Annotated in this window: 21 protein-coding genes and 1 other annotated feature; of the genes, 3 read left to right on the top strand and 18 right to left on the bottom strand. The window is 36.7% G+C overall.

Features of this window, described 5'->3' with window-relative positions; all coding sequences use genetic code 11:
- Positions 1-2 precede the first annotated feature (2 nt).
- Positions 3-932 carry an SLAC1 family transporter gene (locus ACEE75_RS04300; protein WP_447574222.1) on the top strand — a complete coding sequence of 310 codons (930 nt, stop codon included), beginning with the start codon at positions 3-5 and terminating at the stop codon, positions 930-932.
- Positions 933-999: 67 nt separating this feature from the next.
- On the opposite strand, the gene ACEE75_RS04295 is transcribed toward ACEE75_RS04300, so the two are convergent.
- The 11 genes from ACEE75_RS04295 to ACEE75_RS04245 all read right to left on the bottom strand — a co-directional run bounded on the left by ACEE75_RS04295 (position 1,000) and on the right by ACEE75_RS04245 (position 11,506).
- Positions 1,000-2,277 carry an LCP family protein gene (locus ACEE75_RS04295; RefSeq protein WP_447574223.1) on the bottom strand — a complete coding sequence of 426 codons (1,278 nt, stop codon included), beginning with the start codon at positions 2,275-2,277 and terminating at the stop codon, positions 1,000-1,002.
- 48 nt (positions 2,278-2,325) lie between these two features.
- Positions 2,326-3,150 carry a prephenate dehydratase gene (pheA, locus tag ACEE75_RS04290; protein WP_354367063.1) on the bottom strand — a complete coding sequence of 275 codons (825 nt, stop codon included), beginning with the start codon at positions 3,148-3,150 and terminating at the stop codon, positions 2,326-2,328.
- Positions 3,147-3,623 carry a shikimate kinase gene (locus ACEE75_RS04285; protein ID WP_354367062.1) on the bottom strand — a complete coding sequence of 159 codons (477 nt, stop codon included), beginning with the start codon at positions 3,621-3,623 and terminating at the stop codon, positions 3,147-3,149. The genes pheA and ACEE75_RS04285 overlap by 4 nt, the downstream gene beginning before the upstream one ends.
- Complete coding sequence (gene aroA, locus ACEE75_RS04280) at positions 3,616-4,899, bottom strand: 3-phosphoshikimate 1-carboxyvinyltransferase (RefSeq protein ID WP_447574224.1); 1,284 nt, start codon at positions 4,897-4,899, stop codon at positions 3,616-3,618. The genes ACEE75_RS04285 and aroA overlap by 8 nt, the downstream gene beginning before the upstream one ends.
- A gap of 150 nt (positions 4,900-5,049) precedes the next feature.
- The gene (locus ACEE75_RS04275; protein ID WP_447574225.1) at positions 5,050-5,391 is read right to left on the bottom strand and encodes a YlbF/YmcA family competence regulator; all 342 of its coding nucleotides are present in this window, start codon (positions 5,389-5,391) and stop codon (positions 5,050-5,052) included.
- A 12-nt stretch (positions 5,392-5,403) separates the two neighbouring features.
- Entirely contained in the window at positions 5,404-6,507 is a 1,104-nt protein-coding gene (locus tag ACEE75_RS04270) for a prephenate dehydrogenase (RefSeq protein WP_447574226.1), read from the bottom strand.
- Between the two features lie 48 nt (positions 6,508-6,555).
- Complete coding sequence (gene aroC, locus ACEE75_RS04265; RefSeq protein WP_354367056.1) at positions 6,556-7,722, bottom strand: chorismate synthase; 1,167 nt, start codon at positions 7,720-7,722, stop codon at positions 6,556-6,558.
- A complete protein-coding gene (gene aroB / locus ACEE75_RS04260; RefSeq protein WP_354367078.1) occupies positions 7,723-8,790 on the bottom strand; it encodes a 3-dehydroquinate synthase in 1,068 nt (355 codons plus the stop codon).
- 19 nt (positions 8,791-8,809) lie between these two features.
- Positions 8,810-9,679: a shikimate dehydrogenase gene (locus ACEE75_RS04255; RefSeq protein ID WP_447574227.1), complete on the bottom strand. Its 870-nt coding sequence runs from the start codon at positions 9,677-9,679 to the stop codon at positions 8,810-8,812.
- Entirely contained in the window at positions 9,669-10,346 is a 678-nt protein-coding gene (gene aroD / locus ACEE75_RS04250; protein WP_447574228.1) for a type I 3-dehydroquinate dehydratase, read from the bottom strand. Before aroD ends, ACEE75_RS04255 begins: the two co-directional genes overlap by 11 nt.
- A complete protein-coding gene (locus tag ACEE75_RS04245; RefSeq protein ID WP_354367051.1) occupies positions 10,343-11,506 on the bottom strand; it encodes a class I SAM-dependent rRNA methyltransferase in 1,164 nt (387 codons plus the stop codon). The genes aroD and ACEE75_RS04245 overlap by 4 nt, the downstream gene beginning before the upstream one ends.
- 167 nt (positions 11,507-11,673) lie before the next feature.
- Here ACEE75_RS04245 and ACEE75_RS04240 point away from each other — a divergent pair, with 167 nt between their 5' ends.
- Positions 11,674-13,809, top strand: coding sequence for an LTA synthase family protein (locus tag ACEE75_RS04240; protein ID WP_447574235.1), 2,136 nt, complete (start codon positions 11,674-11,676; stop codon positions 13,807-13,809).
- A 231-nt stretch (positions 13,810-14,040) separates the two neighbouring features.
- On the opposite strand, the gene rplT is transcribed toward ACEE75_RS04240, so the two are convergent.
- From rplT to ACEE75_RS04215, 5 genes are all read right to left on the bottom strand, one after another.
- On the bottom strand, positions 14,041-14,400 hold the full coding sequence (gene rplT / locus ACEE75_RS04235; protein WP_003003310.1) for a 50S ribosomal protein L20: 360 nt from the start codon (positions 14,398-14,400) through the stop codon (positions 14,041-14,043).
- 62 nt (positions 14,401-14,462) lie between these two features.
- Positions 14,463-14,663, bottom strand: coding sequence for a 50S ribosomal protein L35 (gene rpmI / locus ACEE75_RS04230; protein WP_354367048.1), 201 nt, complete (start codon positions 14,661-14,663; stop codon positions 14,463-14,465).
- Between the two features lie 40 nt (positions 14,664-14,703).
- The gene (infC, locus tag ACEE75_RS04225; RefSeq protein ID WP_354367046.1) at positions 14,704-15,234 is read right to left on the bottom strand and encodes a translation initiation factor IF-3; all 531 of its coding nucleotides are present in this window, start codon (positions 15,232-15,234) and stop codon (positions 14,704-14,706) included.
- Between the two features lie 14 nt (positions 15,235-15,248).
- Positions 15,249-15,373: a sequence feature (ribosomal protein L20 leader region), on the bottom strand.
- A gap of 23 nt (positions 15,374-15,396) precedes the next feature.
- Positions 15,397-16,077: a (d)CMP kinase gene (gene cmk, locus ACEE75_RS04220; protein WP_447574229.1), complete on the bottom strand. Its 681-nt coding sequence runs from the start codon at positions 16,075-16,077 to the stop codon at positions 15,397-15,399.
- Positions 16,078-16,097: 20 nt separating this feature from the next.
- Positions 16,098-16,715, bottom strand: coding sequence for an SAG1386/EF1546 family surface-associated protein (locus ACEE75_RS04215; RefSeq protein WP_447574230.1), 618 nt, complete (start codon positions 16,713-16,715; stop codon positions 16,098-16,100).
- 45 nt (positions 16,716-16,760) lie between these two features.
- Between ACEE75_RS04215 and ACEE75_RS04210 the strand changes: the two genes are divergently transcribed.
- Complete coding sequence (locus tag ACEE75_RS04210) at positions 16,761-16,955, top strand: ferredoxin (RefSeq protein ID WP_447574231.1); 195 nt, start codon at positions 16,761-16,763, stop codon at positions 16,953-16,955.
- A 6-nt stretch (positions 16,956-16,961) separates the two neighbouring features.
- Here ACEE75_RS04210 and ACEE75_RS04205 read toward each other — a convergent pair whose 3' ends face one another.
- Together ACEE75_RS04205 and pepT are read right to left on the bottom strand one after the other, a co-directional pair.
- Positions 16,962-17,429, bottom strand: a complete 468-nt coding sequence (locus ACEE75_RS04205; RefSeq protein WP_447574232.1) for an EbsA family protein — start codon at positions 17,427-17,429, stop codon at positions 16,962-16,964.
- Between the two features lie 54 nt (positions 17,430-17,483).
- Positions 17,484-18,707 (bottom strand): peptidase T, encoded by a 1,224-nt coding sequence (pepT, locus tag ACEE75_RS04200; protein ID WP_447574233.1) that lies wholly within the window; start codon positions 18,705-18,707, stop codon positions 17,484-17,486.
- Positions 18,708-18,835 lie beyond the last annotated feature (128 nt).

Below are 18,835 nucleotides of genomic sequence, written 5' to 3'. Positions count from 1 at the left end.
TTATGACAGCATTCCTATCAAATGTTCCACTTGCCATTACCAGCCTAATGCTAGCACTATTTAGTCTGGCTAATTTACTTAGTGACTTTCCTAAACTATCAGGTATAGTCTATCTTTTAGCCACACTGCTTCTAAGTCTCATCACTGGCCGACTTCTATTAACTGCAAAAACATTACTAACGGAATTTGAAAATCCTGTTGTTGCCTCTAGTTTTGCCAGCTTTTTTATGAGCCTCTTTGTGTTCATAACTGCTCTACCTTTTGAACAAAGATTAAAGATAGGCTTATGGGGTTTAGTTCTTATCAGCTATCTGATTTATATCGTCTGGTTTAGTGATCACTTTATTTCCCAAAAAAATCTTGATCAGATTTATCCTAGTTGGTTTGTTCTCTATGTTGGTTTAGCGATTAGTATCCCCACTAGTCCTAGTAACACTTTAGAGTTGCTCCATTTGCCAATTTTAATGGTTTCCAGTCTAGCTTGGCTCATTCTATTTGTCACCATCACTTACAGGCAGATTAAAAATCCTCTGTCCTTAACAGAAAAACCTTTATTAGCCATATACGCAGCTCCTCTCTCCCTACTGTTAACAGCTTATCTAAAACTTTTCCCAGCAGCAAATCATCCGTTGATTTTAGGGGTACTCCTGTTTTCTCAACTCCTCTATCTATTTGCACTAGTTATCTTTTTCAAACAAATAAGGAACACATTTTCCCCTATTTTTGCTGCTTTCAGTTTTCCTCTTGTTAGCAGCATAGGCGCTTTGAAAGCAAGTTTTCCTCTCTTTAACTATCACCAAGCCATACTTATACTTTATACAGTAGAACTCCTTCTTGTCATTACTATCATTTGTTTCCTTACCTATAATGTTTTCAAGTTTTTTAGACAAAAATCCCTAAAAATACTTCATTCTTCTATAATAAATAAATAAATAAAAATAAATGAGATAATAAAAAAACTCTAAACTTCTATTCACATAGAAGTTTAGAGTTTTTTATCTAACGAAATCCCAAGTCAGCTAATTCCTTTTGATAACTATCAAAATCAATCAACAGACCTTGACCTCCATAAATATCGTAAGCATCTTCCCAATCACCATTTTCTGGAATTGTCGTCCGCTCGATTCCTTTTTGACCACTTGAAATAACAGAAAGACCATTTTGTACAATGAAAGAATAAGGAACATTCGTTGACGTTAAGGCAAAAATCGTTCCCAAAGCCGTTGAGCCTGTAAATAGTTTTGTTGGATTTTTTAACTGTGTCATAACAGCTTGCATGACTTGTTGTTGACGCTTCGTCCGACCAAAATCACCCTCATCGTCTTTTCTAAAACGAGCATAATTCAGTAAAGTGCGTCCATCCATGTACTGTGTTCCAACTTTGATAGTTTGATTAGGAACTACACCATCCTTCATATTAAGATCATCAGGCACCTCGACCTTATCCACTTCTTCTCCATCTACAGTGGCAAATTGTGCATCAATTTTGACACCATTTGGAAATAGAGCATCAATAGCTTCTGCAAAGGTTTCAAAATCAACCATAGCATAATATTTAATATCAATATCAAAATTACGCTTTAAAGTTTCTCGTAACAATTCTGCACCTTGGTTATCATTTTGTTCCCCAATATTAAAAGCCGTATTCAGTTTATTGTCAACAGTATAATCATCCGCACTGACACCTTCAATATTGACCAAGATATCTCGCATAAAGCTAACCATTTTTATCTTGCCATCTTTATTTCCAATATTAACAACCATAATAGTATCTGCTCTAGCATCTGTTGACTGCTCAGTCACTCGCTTATCAGTTCCCATAATTAAAATATTGGTGCCATCACTGGTCTCTTCTCCATTAAAAACTTCAACAACCGCAGCCTTATGATTAGCTTCAGCTTCTTGTTGAGCATCATTTCTTCCTTTAAAAAAGAGAAAAATCATAATGGAAATGACGGTAAGAAGAAAAAGTAAGAAACCATAAAAGAAATGTTTTAATTTCTTTTTTTTCCCTGTCTTTTTTGGTGTTAGTCTTTTTTTAGCTTGTTTTTTAGGAGAAACAGGTCTTGAAGAAGGAGTGTCTTTAGAATGTGGTGGAATGACACTAGTTTCCTTGTATGGTGTATGCTGAGGCGAGGCTTGAGTTTCAGAAATGGGCAATCCCTGTCTTTTTCTATTTAGATAGTCAAATTCCTCTTTTTCCCTAGGTGTCAAATAGCTGATATTAGCCAATAAATAGTTAAACCTAAGTCGTTCATGATGATTTAGATTGGACATTTCTCACTGGTCTTTCTTATTTTTACGTTTCATTCTAATATTCGATAATTATAATTGAAAAACAGGATAATCACCTAAAATTTTATAGGAAATTCCGATTACAGCTAACTCCTCTAGAGCAAAGTCAACCAACTGATTGTTTTCATTATCTAAATCAATAATAAAGAAATATTCCCCTAGAGTTGTCTTTAAAGGGCGACTCTCAATTTTTGTCAAATCAATTCCTCGCCAAGCAAACGTAGATAGAGCCTTATAAAGTGCACCAGGTAAATTATCTGGAAGAGTTAATGCTAAAGAAAGTTTACGATCTATTTTTTTTAGTTGAATCTCAGGCTTTTGCTCTCCCAAAACCCAAAATCTCGTAAAGTTTTCTTCCATCTCCTGAATATCATTTGCAATAATAGTCAAACCATATTCTTTAGCTGCAGCTTCTGGAGCGATTGCTGCAAAAGCTTCCTTAGGATGTTCCGAAACATATCGAGCAGCATAGGCCGTACTAGCTGTGATTTCAATCTTTGCCTCTGGATAGTGCTTTGTGATGTACTTTTTCCCTTGAGCAATGGCTTGAGGATGAGAAAATATTTTTTCAATATGCTCTCCATCATTTTTAACCATTAATTGTTGCTTAATATGCTGAATAATTTCAGCCACTGCATGAATTTTAGCTTGATGAAATAAATAATCCAAAGTTTCATGAACAGATCCCTCAATAGAGTTTTCAACTGGAACAATGGCATAGGTCACCTGATGACTTTCATAAGCCTTAATCACTTCAGTAATGTTTGAAAATGGGATTAACTCTTCTTTGGGAAAAGTTTTTAAAGCAACATTGTGTGTAAAAGAGCCACTTGGACCCAAATAGGCTATCTTCATCCAATTTCCTCTACAATTTCAGCAGGTGTTTTTCCAGATACAAGAATAACTCGGCTAGCAGCTTCTTCATACAAGGCTTGACGACGGTCAAATAAAGCTTGAAAAGCCTCTTTGGTATTGTTAACAAAAAGCGGTCGAATATTTTTTGTATCTGCTTGAATACGCTGGCGCACTGTTTCTAAATCTGCTTTTAGATAAATGGTATCCGCATTAGCAGCTAACAAGCGACGATTATGTTCACTTTCAACAACTCCACCACCAGTTGACACAACTTGATTGGTTTTCAAAAGCTCTTCTAATACTTCCGATTCAATCTTTCTAAAAGCTGCTTCTCCTTCTTTTGCAAAAAAATCTGCAATCGGCATCCCAATACGTTCAGTGATGATAGCATCCATATCAACATAATTAGGGTCTAATAACTGAGCAATTGTGGTTTTTCCTGCCCCCATAAATCCGATTAAAATTTTAGCCATTGAGCAATGCCTCCATATGATCAAAGAACATCGGGTAGCTTGTGTTAATCGCCTCCGCACGTTCAAGAACAACATCTCCATCTTTAACCAACAGACCAGCAATAGCAGCCATCATCCCAATACGGTGATCTCCATAAGTATTGATTGTTGCACCATGAAGGGCTGTTCTTCCCTCAATAATCATGCCATCCTCAGTAGGTGTAATATTTGCTCCCATAGCATTCAAGGCATCTGCAACTACTTGGATACGGTCTGTTTCTTTAACTTTTAACTCTTCTGCATCACGGATAACAGTTGTTCCCTTAGCTTGAGTAGCCAATAGTGTGATAATTGGTAACTCATCAATGAGGCGAGGAATAATATCACCTGCAATTTCAGTCCCAACTAGATCAGAAGTTTCAACCGTAATTGTCGCTGATTTTGCAACCTCATCAACTTGCGAAAGTGTGATATTACCATTCATACTCTTAATCACATCAATGATACCTGTACGAGTTTCATTAATCCCAACATTTTCCAAAACAACTTTAGAATTTGGAACAATAAGTCCCGCCACTAACCAAAAGGCTGCTGAGGAAATATCTCCAGGAACAGTGACATCTTGTCCAACAAATTCTTGTCCCCCTGAAATACGAATCTCTTTATCATTGACAGAAATCTCTCCGCCAAACTGAACAATCATGTCTTCAGTATGATTACGCGTTTTTTCTTTTTCAATGATAACACTCTCTCCCTCAGCTTGTAGAGCTGCAAAAATCAAGGCTGACTTCACTTGAGCAGAAGCAACAGGCAAATGGTAGTGAATTGGTTTTAGGGTTTTACTTCCACGAATCTGCAAAGGGGGTAAATCACGTTCGGTTTGCCCTGAGATTGTTGCTCCCATCTGAGATAAAGGGATAGTCACTCGATCCATTGGACGTTTGGATAAACTATCATCTCCAAACATCTTTGCTTCAAAATCTTGTCCCGCTAAAACACCTGAAATCAAGCGAATAGACGTTCCTGAATTTCCCATGTCTAAGGCATTTTTAGGAGCTTTTAAACCGTCAAACCCAACTCCATGAACCTTGACAATCTCACCATCATCCTCAATTATTACACCTAAATCACGAAAGACTTGCATGGTTGAAAGGACATCCTCACCACGTAGAATATCACGAACAGTCGTCACACCTTTAGCTAGACTACCAAACATGATTGATCTATGGCTAATGGATTTATCTCCAGGAACACGAATTGTTCCTTTCAGTTGTCTTGCATTCGTCTTTAACTTCATCTCATACACTCCAAAATCTATAATTATAACTATTCTATCATAAAACAAGGCATTTTATCTTAATTTCTCTTGTTTTTTAGTATTTTATGAAGAATTTTTTTAGGTTTACAATAAAAGGAGTTGAGACCTATTATCCAACTCCTTTCTCTCTTATTTAACAAGTTCTTGCAATGGAGCAAATACAATTTTTTCAATATCTGCTATGTAAACGGACAAGCGTTGCTGTTGATCGAAATAATTTTTCAAAATTGAATTAGCTTCAATTTGTTGTCCCAACTCCATCATAGCTGTCTGATCTTCTTGGCTAGGCATTTGTCCTGTTTGCATCAACCCTTGCATTTTTTCTTGCATGGCTACAAAGTCTGACCACAAGCTCTGAGCAGCTGAATCAGCTTCAATTTGTTGTTTTGCTTCTTCTACCGCCTTATATTCTGGTAATAGACGGATACCACGCTCTAATTCATTTGCTAAATCATAGACATTCGTTGACATACTATTTCTCCTTTAAATTGTTACACGATAAGACGTGTTTTCTGTAATCACTTTTTGTGCATGTTTCAAATCTTTTTCATTCTTAAATGAAATTTGAAGTATGCCGTGGATGTCTTCTCTATTCTCTTCATTGATATGAACATTAACCAGAGAAGTTCCCCTCAAGAGTTCTAAAATATGCAAAATGACATCTTCTTCATCTGGAACATCAACAAAAAGGTCATAAGAGCTATCAACTCCCCCACGTTTATGGATTTCCATTTCTTTTCTAGTTTTTCGACCATGGTCAAAAAATGACCATATTCCCTCTTCGTCACCTTTTTCAATTAATGACGCAACTTTATCTAAGCGTTCTTTAAAATCCTCAATACGATCAAGCACAGCAGCCTTATTAGTCAACAAAATGCTTGTCCACATGCTTGGTTCGCTTTCTGCAATCCGTGTCATATCACGGAATCCCCCTGCAGCAAAGTGATTAGTCATTTGATGGAGTTTTGCATAATCACCTGCTTGCTCCATCAAACTCGAAGCAATGATATGGGGAAAATGACTAATTTGACTAGTCACATTATCATGCTCTTTAGGATCAATCTCTACAAAACGCGCCTGCAACCCAGACAAAACCTCTTTTAAGTTAGCAATAGTATCAGGTTGTGTCATTTTTGAGGGGGTAAAGATATAATAAGCGTTTTCAAAAAGGGTGACATCTGAGGCTATTACACCTGATTTATGACTACCAGCCATAGGGTGACTTCCCACAAATTGAACAGGACGCCCTTTTAGATAGTGATCAGCTGCTGTAACGATGTCAAGCTTAGTTGATCCAGCATCTGTAATGATAACATTTGATTTTAAATCTAGCTCGGCTAACATTTTAATAAAAGCAATCGTCTGTTTGATAGGGACCGCTAAAATAATCACATCAGCCCTGGGAGCAAATGAAGCAAAATCATCCGTCGCCTCATCAATAATCCCTCGCTCTAGTGCAATATCACGAGACTCACTGGAGCGATTATAGCCGAGGATTTTATAATTGGGGTGAGCTCGTTTTATCCCTAAAGCCATCGAACCACCAATCAAACCTAAGCCTGCTATATAAATAATTTTTTCTTCCATTTTTACTCCAATTAGCTCATTCAACGCTTAATATTAAACTTTCATCCACTAGAACCCTTTAACATAAGCATTGTGACGCGCTACTGCATCTTTTAACTCTTCAAGATTATCTGATGAAAACTTATCCAAAATCTCTGTCGCCAACACTGTTGCTACAACATTCTCCATCACTACTCCTGCTGCTGGAACAGCTGTTGGATCAGAACGTTCTACGCTCGCTTTGTACGGCTCATGTGTCTCAATATCTACACTCATCAGAGGCTTGTAAAGAGTTGGAATAGGCTTCATCACGCCTCTCACAACAATAGGTTGACCATTCGTCATACCGCCTTCAAAACCACCTAAATTATTAGAAGTACGTGTATAACCTGTTTCTTCAGACCAAACAATCTCATCCATAACCTCAGATCCTGGACGGTAACCCGCTTTAAATCCTACACCAAATTCAACACCTTTAAAAGCATTGATAGACACAACACCTTGGGCTAACTTGGCATCTAATTTACGATCCCATTGAACATAAGAGCCTAAACCAACAGGAACACCACCAACAACCGTCTCAATGACACCACCAATGGTGTTACCTTCTTTTTTGATACGATCAATATAATCCTTAATTTCCTGTTCACGTTCTTGATTAACAATAGAAACTTCCGATTTTCTGGCCAATGCTTTGATCTCAGAAACAGTTAGATTATCTGGAACGTCAATTTCAATGCCACCAAAAACAACAACATGGCTAGCAACTTCCATTCCAAGCTCTTCTAACAAACGCTTAGCCACTGCCCCTACTGCGACACGCATAGTGGTTTCGCGCGCACTAGAGCGCTCTAAGCTATTTCTAAGGTCTGAAAATCGGTATTTCATCCCCCCAACAAGATCCGCGTGCCCCGGGCGAGGTTTCGTTAACTTACGAATAGATTTCTTCTTTTCTTCAATATCTGCTGCTGACATAATCTCTGTCCAATTTTTAAAGTCACGGTTTGTGACATTTAACGTAATCGGACTGCCCATTGTTAAACCATGACGAACACCTGATGTGATTTCGACTTGATCTGACTCAATCTTCATACGTCCACCACGTCCGTAACCACCTTGGCGACGTTTTAGTTCAGCATTGATATACTCAGCTGTTAGAGGAAGACCCGCTGGCACCCCTTCAATAATAGCGGTCAAACGAGGACCATGTGATTCACCTGCTGTAAAATATCTCATTTATTTCTCCAAATATTCTCTCATTTCTTCAAGTGGAATTTGGTTAATGGCTGCTTGACCAAGTTCTGGAACAATGACCGTCTTAATTGATTTTCCACGTGCTTTTTTATCATGCGTCAAAGCCTGATATAATTTCTCTCTATCCCACGGCTCATAATCTGTTGGCAAGCCAAACTTAGCACACATTTGGGTAATCTCATCCGTTATCCCTACTGGCATCAATCCCTTTTTCTCTGCAACACGGGATATCTGAACCATACCAATGGCAACTGCTTCACCATGCATGACTTTACCATAACCTGCTGTTGTTTCAATTGCATGACCAATCGTATGCCCGAAGTTGAGGTAAAGACGCGTACCATTGTCTAATTCATCTTCTACTACAACCTTGCGCTTCACTTGACAGGAATGATAAATGATACTTTCAGCGTGTTCCAAGATTCCTTCAATAGATCCATCCATACTTTGTAACTCTTCCCAGAGTTCTAAATCATCAATTAATCCATATTTGACAACTTCTCCCATTCCTTCGATGAGTTCTCTTTTTCCAAGAGTATTTAAAGTATTTGGATCTATTAAAACCCCATCAGGCTGAGTAAAAGTTCCCACAGAATTTTTTGCATTAGGAGTGTTAACACCTGTTTTACCACCAATAGAACTGTCCACTTGTGCTGTCAAACTAGTAGGAATTTGTAAAAAATGAATCCCTCGCATATAGGTCGATGCGACAAAACCAGCTAAGTCTCCAACAACACCTCCACCAAGTGCCACAATCCCATCACTACGAGTCATACCATTTTTAAACAAAAAATCATAAGCTTTGTTGACAGTGGTTAGATTTTTCTGTGCCTCACCTTCTAAAAAGTCAAAGACAGCTACTTCAAATCCTGCATCTTCAAAACTTAGCTTTACTTTTTCAGCATATAAACTGCCTACATGATTATCCGTAATAATAACGACCTTTTGAGGTTTCCATAACTGCGCTGCCCACTGACCTGACTTTGCCAAGGAACCACGTTCTACAATAATATCATAAGGATTATGAGGAAGATCAACTCTTACTTTCATCATAGTACTTCCTTCCTTTTTAATTTCTTTTATATTGTTCTTCTAAAGCTGCCCAAATTTTGTCTGTTGGCATTTCTTGTCCAGTCCATAATTCAAAGGCTGCGGCCGCTTGAAATAATAACATTCCTAACCCATTGATAGTTTGACGCCCTTGGGACTTCGCTAAGGCTAAAAAAGGTGTTTCAAAGGGTTGGTAAATGACATCTGCAACCAAAAGATTCGTGTGAAATTGCATCTCTTCTGACACTACCATTGATTGACCGTCCATACCGACACTTGTCGCATTAACTAAAAGATCTGAGGCATCTGCTTTTTCTTGAATCAAAGTTTGCTCTTCAATCGGTAAAACCTCAATCGTAACACCTGTTTTATCTGTAAAAAGCTGGGCACGCTCACGAGTTTCATCCAAAAACTGACTTTGATTGAAAATGGTTATCTTTTGAGCACCGTTAAGAGCAGCTTGAGCAATGATAGCAGTCGCTGCACCACCACCTCCAAGAATGGTCATCACTTTTCCCTCAACAGAAAAATCAGCAAATGTTGCTAAACTCTTAAAAAATCCAAGCCCATCTGTATTATAGCCATAAAGTTTTCCTTCACGATTAACAACTGTATTAACCGCTCCAATAAGCTCAGCCGCATCCGTCAATTCATCCAGATAAGGAATGACAGCTTGCTTGTAGGGCATTGAAATATTAACCCCAAACATATCATAACGTTTGACATTAGCTATCGTGACTTCTAGCTCCTCTTCCGGAATATCCCAAGCAACATAAACACCATTAACACCGGTTTCGTCAAAAGCTGTGTTATGGATAAAAGGTGAGATAGAATGTTTAATCGGTCTTGCAACAACCGCAGCTAATCGCGTATGTCCATCAATTTTCATCTAAAATCTCCTTAATTTTTTTCATATTAGAAAGAGAAATTTGCCCTGGAGCAGATGCCTCATCTAGGCTGGCAAATGTCCAATCACTGCCCGTCAAAGTTCCCGACATCCGAGTTAGTTGACCTAGTTTCCCCATAGACATGGTGACATAGGTTTGTTCAGGATTCAATGTCTTAAAGCCACGTGTATAATTCATAAGGTCTAGAACATCTTGTTCATTTTTAGGCATCACAGCAATTTTAACCACACGAGGGCTAACTGCAGTCAGCTCTGAAAAAACTTCCATTAAATTTTCTGGTGTTTCAACAAAATTATGATAAGACAAAATTAGATTTGGAAATTCCAACATCTTATCAAAGACATTACGGTATGAAAAATATTCAAAATCAATATATTCTGGCTGATATAGGGCATTAATATCCTTTATGATGGAAATGTATTCGTCATCTGACAAAACAATATTTCCACCTTCCTTATTGGTACGCAAAGTAAAAATAATTTCAAAACCAACAAATTTTTCAAAAATAGCTGGTGCAACATGTAAAATATCATCTTTTGATAACACATCTGCCCGCCATTCAATAATATCTACACCATCGAATTTTGTGACATCAATCTGGTTAGCCTCATCTAAACTTCTAGGCATTACCGGTACTACTATTCTCATACATCAACCTTAATCGTAAATACTTTTAAATAATTACTACTTTCATCATTTTTATTATAGGTGAAATCAGCTGGCAACTGATTTAAAGAGTGATATCGGTGTTTGGTCTGACCAAATCCTTTATCCAATTGTTTTTTAAATTGTTCGACAGTCATATTTGAAGCGTTTGTAGAAGCAATAATCGTCCCTTTAGGCGATAAAATTTCCACTGCCTGCGTAATTAACTTATGGTAATCTTTCACTACCGAGAATGTCTGCTTTTTGTTACGAGCAAAACTAGGAGGATCGATAACAATCATATCAAAACACAACCCTTTTCGCTTTGCGTACTTAAAATATTCAAAAACATCCATCACAACAAATTGGTGCTGATCAGTAGATAACCCATTGGCTAAAAAATGTGCTTCAGAAAGTTCTCGTGATCGCTTTGCCAAATCAACTGAAGTTGTTTTAGTCGCTCCCCCCATGGCTGCTGCTACTGAAAAAGCTGCTGTATAAGAGAACATATTGAGAACTGACTGTGACTGTGCTAAACCGTCCACTAAACTAGCTCTCACATCATGTTGATCAAGAAAAATCCCTGTCATCAGCCCATCATTAAGAAAAACACTATAAGCTACACCATTTTCTAAAACCGTAAAAGTTTGCGGACTTTCTTGTCCAAAAAGATGGGCAGACTCATAATCTAATCCCTTAAAACGAATTTTCTCATAGGCTCCACTGACTTCTGGAAAAATATTTTGAAAAGCTTTACAGATTATCTCTCGCAATTGATAAACATAAGGGTTGTACCAAGAAAATAGAGCATAATCGTTATATAAATCAATACTTATACCACCAAAATCATCTCCATCCTGGTTAAAGACACGATAGGCAGTTGTTAAATCTGAATGACTATAGCTTTTTCGCTTTTCTTTGGCCCGACGAAATAACTCCTCAAAGTAGGCTTGATTTAAATCAACTTTATTTTTATTAATAAACCAGCCCACTCCTTTATTTTGCTTAGAAAGATAAGCTGAACCTAAAAGATGTCCTTTTTCAGAATACAGTGCGACTACTTCATTGTCGAAAGAAAGATTTGGATAACATTTACCATCTAATAGCTGAATGCCTGATTTCAGGTTTCTTTCAGCCAAATGACCTACAACAAGTTTTTTCATATTTTCTATTATACCATAATATTGTCAGACTTTTCATAGCAAATTAACTCTTCTATCCACTCCTCACTATATTTTTATGTTATAATCATAGACGAGATTTTAATTTAGGAAATTTTCTAAAAGGACGTTACTCAGTGAAAAAGATAATAAACCATTTTTATCAAATTATGAGCACTCGCTTTGGCTTTATACTATCGCTCTTATTCTTTTATTGGCTAAAAAGTATGTGGGCTTATAATATTGATTTTAACTTAGACCTTGATAATATTTATCAACTATTTTTGACCATTATCAACCCCATCCCTCTTAGTTTACTATTTTTAGGACTAGCTTTATATGTAAAAAATACTAAAGTATTTTATATTTTAAGCTTCTTCTTATACGCTCTCCTAAATATACTGTTAATCGCAAATGCACTTTATTACAGAGAGTTTTCTGATTTTATTACGATTACGGCTGCCCTAGCTTCAAGTAAAGTTTCAGCTGGTTTAGGAGATTCTGCTATTAATCTACTTAGACCTTGGGATTTAATCTATATCCTAGATGTTATTATTCTCATTTACTTGTATAATCGAAAAAAAGTAACCTTTGATACTAAACCTGTTAATAAACGAGCAAGTTTTGCCGTTACTGCCTTGTCTGCGTTACTTTTTTCAATCAATCTGTTCTTGGCAGAAATTGATCGCCCAGAGTTACTAAGCAGAGGTTTTTCAAATACTTATGTTGTACGAGCACTTGGGCTACCTGCATTTCTAGGATATGATGGTAACCAAACTTACAAAACACATAAGGTTCGTTCCGAAGCTGATCCTTCTGAAATAGAACCTGTTAAAGAATATGTTGCTAGCCATTATGCTAGTCCTAACTCTGACTACTTTGGCATTGGAAAAGGGAAAAATGTCATTGTTATTCACCTAGAAAGCTTCCAACAATTTCTAATTGATTATAAGCTCAAAGTAGATGAAAAAGAGTATGAGGTTACCCCTTTTATCAACTCTCTCTATCATTCTAATGAGACATTTTCTTTCTCAAACTTTTTCCATCAAGTAAAAGCTGGCAAGACATCTGATGCTGAGACCTTAATGGAAACATCACTTTTTGGGTTGAATCAAGGCTCATTTTTCGTTCAATACGGTGCCCAAAACACCCAGCAAGCTGCACCATTTATTTTATCTGAAACTGGTGGATACACTAGTGCAGTTTTCCATGGAAACAGTGGTTCATTTTGGAATCGAAACAATACTTATAAAAAATTTGGCTATAATTATTTCTTTGATCAGTCTTATATGTCAACCTTAACCAAAGAAAATTCTTTCCAATATGGGCTAAATGATAAGGTTATGTTTGCAGATTCTATTAAATACCTCGAACATCTACAACAACCTTTTTATACAAAATTCATTACAGTATCTAATCATTATCCTTATCAAAACCTTTCAGGAGATGATGTTGGATTCCCATTAGCACAAACAAATGATGAAACCATCAACGGTTATTTTGCTACTGCTAACTACCTTGATAGCTCTCTTAAGGCTTTCTTTGATTATCTAAAATCTAGTGGATTGTACGAGAATTCTATTATTGTGATGTATGGAGATCACTATGGGATTTCCAATTCTCGCAATACTGCTTTAGCAGAGTTACTAGGAAAAGATCCTGAAACTTGGACAGACTATGATAATGTGATGCTCCAACGAGTTCCATATATGATTCATGTCCCTGGGATGACAAAAGGATTTGTTAGTAACACTTTTGGAGGAGAAATTGATGCCCTCCCTACTCTTGAGCATGTCTTAGGAATTGACTCGAAAAACTTTATTCAATTAGGACAAGATTTACTATCTCCTGATAATAGCCAAATAGTTGCCTTCAGAACATCAGGAAACTATGTTACACCAAAATACACTGTTTACAGTGGTCGTGTTTATAATACTGAAACAAGAGTTGAAATCACCAACCCCGATGAAACAACTTCTGCTGAACTACAAACCTACAAAGAAGCTGCTGCTAAACAACTTTCTATCAGTGATGAAATACAGACTGGAGACCTCCTTAGATTTTATACAGAGAGTGGCTTAGGGATATTAGATTCAAGTAAAATTTCTTATTCTGACTCCCTAAAAGCTCTCAAACAAATAGAAAAGGAAAAAGGAGATCAATCAACTAGTCTTTATAGTCAAAATGGTAATAAGTCAACACAAAACTTATTCAAAGCACCGAGTTATCTAGAATTACATAAAAATGATTCAGAAGTTAGCTCCAGCTCTACATCTGAATCATCTAGCACTAATAATCAAGAGTAAAACTATCTCTAACTAAAAAAAGTCGTTCTTAACTTAAAAAGAACGACTTTTTTAGTTGGCTTTATTCAGCACGTTTCAATCCACCTGTTTTACTTCTTTCCTTCTTCAATCTAACAAGAACTATAATAAATGTTATAAAGGTCATCTACATGTCAAAAAGAAAAAGCAACAGTGTTAAAAACCATTGCTTTTTTTAGTCCAGACGTTTTATTCTAAACTCTATTTAATTCATTACTTAGCTAATTTAGCCTTAGCAGCATCTGCAAGAGCTGTGAAAGCTGCAGCGTCGTTAACTGCTAAATCAGCAAGCATTTTACGGTTTACTTCAATTTCAGCTAATTTCAAACCGTGCATCAATTGTGAGTATGACAAACCGTTCATACGAGCAGCCGCATTGATACGAGTGATCCACAATTTACGGAAATCACGCTTTTTCTGACGACGATCGCGGTATGCATAGTAGTATGAGTTCATTACTTGTTCTTTCGCTGTGCGGAACAAGATATGTTTAGCTCCATAGTAACCTTTTGCAAGTTTTAGAATACGTTTACGACGTTTGCGTGATACAACGCCACCTTTAACACGTGCCATTTATATTTTCCTCCAAATAATTCTGTTCTAATAGTCTAACCAATATCAATCCAACGGACTTCTTAACGAAGACGAGTAAGCATTGATTTAATACGTTTGAAATCTCCTGCACTTACCATTGAAGCTTTGCGAAGATGACGACGTTGTTTCTTAGTTTTACCGTGGAAACGGTGTGAAGTATAAGCGCGGAAGCGTTTCAATCCACCTGAACCTGTACGTTTGAAACGTTTAGCTGATGCGCGGTGTGTTTTTTGTTTTGGCATGTTAATTTTCTCCTCTTAAATAATAGTTAACAATTGACAATTATTTTTTGTCAGGAATTGGTGCAAGTTGCATAAACATTTGACGGCCATCCATCTTAGCGCGTTGCTCAATAATCGCAATATCTTGCGTTGCTTCAGCAAAATCTGCCAAGACCTTTGCTCCAATTTCTTTATGAGTAATCATACGGCCCTTAAAGCGAATAGACACTTTTACTTTATTTCCTTTTTCAAGGAACTTACGACCGTTACGAAGCTTTGTCTCAAAGTCTCCTTTATCAATAACAGGACTTAGACGAACTTCTTTAACTGTTACAACACTTTGCTTTTTGCGTTGTTCTTTTTGTTTCTTCTGATACTCAAACTTGAACTTACCATAGTCCATGATTTTCGCAACGGGTGGCTTAGCCTGTGGTTGAATCAAAACCAAATCGACATTCGCATCATCTGCAAGTGCTTGAGCTTCAGCCAACGGTTTAATCCCTAATTGTTCACCTTCAAGACCAATCAGACGAACTTCACGAACGCGAATCTCGTCGTTAATGAACAAATCTTTCTTAGCTATGTTCTTCACCTCTTCATTTTTTTAGAGAAAAACGAAAGCGGACCTGATAAATCAAGCCCGCACACATAATATTCCCAAAGGAATCTTGACATGTTGGGCCAGACAACCTTAGTCGCAAGGCGAGAAGTTCTCACTTCTGCTTTTCTCATTAAGAATATTCTACCAAACATCTTAATGCATGTCAATGATTTTTTTAGCTTTTTCTGAAATAAATTCCACCACACCCTCAATACTGATACCTGTTGTATCAAAAACAATGGCATCATCAGCTGCTTTTAAGGGAGAAACCTTACGATGACTATCTTTATAATCTCGTTCAGCGATTTCCTTTTTCAATGATTCTAAGTCTGTTGTAATCCCTTTTTCTAAATTTTCTTTATAGCGACGTTCTGCTCGCTCATCCACTGAAGCTACCAAGAAAATTTTTAATTCCGCATCGGGTAAAACAACGGTCCCAATATCACGTCCATCCATTATAATAGCACCATCTTTAGCAATCAGTCGCTGTTGTTCAACTAATTTTTCGCGAACTTCAGAGATGGCAGCTACCCAAGAGACATTGTTTGTCACATCATTATCACGAATAATGTCCGTCACGTCTGTATTTCCTACAAAAACTTTCTGTAAACCTGTAGTGGATCGTTGGAAAGAAATAGGATTTTTATCTAATTGAGATAAAATACTTGGTGTATCTTTTTCTGTTAAATGATTTTTTAAAGCTAAATATGTTGCTGAACGGTACATTGCTCCAGTATCTAAATAAGTATAGCCAAGATTGTTTGCAATAATCTTGGCTACTGTACTTTTTCCACTAGAGGCAGGACCGTCAATTGCAATTCTAATTTGTTTCATGACTACCTCAAACTTTATCTTTAGTTGACATTGACCACATCACCTGGATTAGCATACCATGTTCCACCAGGTCCTGTCATCATATTAGGGTTTAGAGCATAAAGTTGCTCTAAAGAAATACCTGCTCGTGCGGCAATTGAAGCAGCACCTTCACCAGCATTAACAGAAATTGTTGCACCCGTTGAGTTTGTAGATGAAGCTGTGTAAGCCCCTGTTGCCTGATCAGCATACGGATCAACATACTCCTCTGATGACGCTTCTGTAGTAGCTTCTGTCGAACTTGATGATGAACTTGATGATTTTTTCTTTTTCTTGCTACTTGTACTAGACGCTTCTGAACTTTCCTCGGTTGTACTAGATTCTTGTGTCGTAGAACTTGTAGCTTCACTAGAAGATGAACTTGCAGCAACTGATGAAGTAGATGCTCCATAAAATCCATCTGTTGCATCTTTGCTGCCACCACCACTAGAAGTGTATAAAACCACTACAAAAATAGCTAAAACAATGGCAAAAAATATCCCCAATAAAGCTGTTAAAACAGGAGTGCTAATCACTTTTGAGCTTTTTGCTTTTTTGGGTTTGTCTTCTGCTCCTTCTACCTCTTCGTAAAGTTCCTCTTCCCATGGTTCTTTTGCCATGATTTCCCCCTTGTTAAAAATAAAATTTAATATTAAAATGATACTATGAAAGTAACAATTATTCCAGAAAAATGTATCGCATGTGGATTGTGTCAAACTTATTCAGATGATTTTGATTATCATGATAACGGTATTGTCAAATTCACCAATTCAGAAGAACACCAGCTAGAGCTTCCAGATAAGGATTCCACTACACTGGCTATTAAAAACTGTCCAACAAAAGCACTGATTTCTCATTAGTGCTTTTTATTTTTGATAATGATCAAAATAATCTAGCTTAATAAAATTATCTAGTAGTTCCACCTCACCTGCAAATTTCGGATGAACAGCTAAAGCATCTAAAAAATATTTTTTAGGCCACTTCCTCATATAAAATATTTTGCCCTTAGGATACTTATCTGTAACAAACATCAAACTATGTTTTGTAATTTCTATTTTCTGAATATCTGCTATCGCTATTTTAGAAGGTGTAAAAATACTAAATGACACAATCTTGACATCTTCATCTTCAATGATAAAGTAACGATGAAAACCAATACCAACTAATATGACAAATAACGTAAATAGTATCAATAACTGATATGGAATACGCGCACGCTCATACAATAAAGATAAGCCCAAAAATATAGGTGTAATCGTAATAGACCAATAGACAATCAACCAAGAAAGCTCTGGTTGCCAATGATAACGGATTTTACCAAAAATTTTTATCACAGGTATAACCTCCATTAACCTCTATTCTATCATATTTATTGTGTTTTAAAAAGGTTAATCTTTAAAAGTTGAAATACCAATAATAACCTCTACTGCTTTTTCCATAGTCTCTAAGCTAACAAATTCAAAGCGACCATGCATATTTTCACCCCCAGCAAAGATATTTGGTGTCGGAATCCCCATAAAAGAAATTTTGGATCCATCAGTACCACCTCGGATTGGCTCGATAATCGGTTTGATATCTAAACCTTCCATAACATTTTTTGCAATTTCCACACAGATCACATCTTGCTCAATCACCTTTTTCATATTGTAGTACTGATCTTCTATCTTTAAAAGCACTCTATCTTGGTCAAACTGATCATTAAAATGTTTAGCTATTCTAGCTAATTCAGATTTTTTAAATAAAAAGTCATCTTCTTCAAAATCTCTTATAATGTAGCTAGAATGCGCTTCCTCAACAGTTCCCTCAATAGCTAAAAGGTGGTAAAAGCCTTGACTTCCCTCTGTCTTTTCAGGCCGCTCACTTTCAGGGAGTAGATTATGAAAATCCACAGCTAGTTGAAGAGCATTGATCATTTGATTTTTAGCCGTTCCTGGATGAACATTACGTCCTTTAAAGACAATGTCTGCTCCTGCTGCATTAAAGGTTTCATACTGTAACTCTCCAAGTGGGCCACCATCAACTGTGTAGGCAAAGTCAACATCAAAATCTTTAACATCGAACTTATTCGCACCAACACCAATTTCTTCGTCTGGACCAAATCCAACTCTAATCTCACCATGTTGAATCTGAGGGTTCTGAATTAAATAATCCATTGCCGTTAGAATTTCTGCAATCCCTGATTTATCATCTGCACCAAGCAAAGTTGTTCCATCTGTGGTAATTAAAGTTTGTCCCACATAATTTTTGAGATTAGGAAAATCTTTTGGATCCAAACGATAGTCAGATGTCCCTAAATTAATAATTCCACCATCATAATCTGTAACCACTTGAGGATTAACGCCATCAGCATTAAAGTCAGCTGTATCCATATGAGCTATAAATCCAATTTTATATTTAAACTGTGTACTGTTAGCCGGAAGAGTTCCTACAATATAGCCATTACTCTCTAAATAATGAACATTTTGTAATCCTATAGCTTCCATTTCTGGTTTTAAAACATTTAAAGCAAAATCAACTTGACTTTGGGTAGTTGGGGTAGTATCTGATGTTTCATCACTACGTGTGTTAACCTTCACATAGGTTAAAAAACGCTCAAGTAATTTTTCTTTCATCGCACTCTCCTTTCGTTCCTATCTATTTTAAGCTATATTTAGACTTTAGTCAAAAAGAAAATGCCTTTCCGAAGGATATATCAATAAAAAAAGAGAAGACCTTGGTAGGCTTCTCTTGCTTTATCATC

The sequence above is a fragment of the Streptococcus sp. 11273D007BT genome (genome assembly GCF_053547195.1).
The sequence above is the reverse complement of the archived record's forward strand: the minus strand, read 5'-3'. Positions and strand labels throughout refer to the sequence as shown.